This is a genomic window from Rhizobium sp. 18055 (assembly GCF_902706285.1).
In the GTDB taxonomy this organism is placed as follows: Bacteria; Pseudomonadota; Alphaproteobacteria; order Rhizobiales; family Rhizobiaceae; genus Rhizobium.
Map to the genome: position 1 here is coordinate 1 of NZ_CACSKD010000501.1, position 384 is coordinate 384.

General features: G+C 62.0%; 1 protein-coding gene. It reads left to right on the forward strand.

The features are described 5' to 3' along the window. Positions 1-108: 108 nt before the first annotated feature. Positions 109-384 (forward strand): transcription termination/antitermination NusG family protein (locus GVL52_RS32765; RefSeq protein ID WP_280179144.1); only part of this gene is annotated, 276 nt, incomplete at its 3' end.

Sequence of the window (384 nt, forward strand, 5' to 3'; positions counted from 1 at the left end):
CGGCCTATGTCTTCGCGTTCGTGCTGGTGATGGCCCTCTTCCTGTGGTTCACCGACAAGACGCTGGAGTGGGTTCTGTACGATCTGATTCTGGGCTGGAGGAAATAACATGAGTGACGCCGTCGACCACAACCTGTCTCCCGCACCGGCCCCCACGTCCTCTGCCAACCCGGACCTCCGCTGGTACATCGTCCATGCCTATTCGGGCATGGAGAAGGCCGTGGAGCGCAACATCACGGAGCGCATCCACCGCGCGGGCATGCAGGACAAGTTCGGCCGCATCCTCGTCCCGACCGAAGAGGTCGTGGAAATGAAGAACGGCCAGCGCAAGACGACCGAGCGGCGCCTGTTCCCCGGCTACGTCTTCGTCGAGATGGTGATGGAC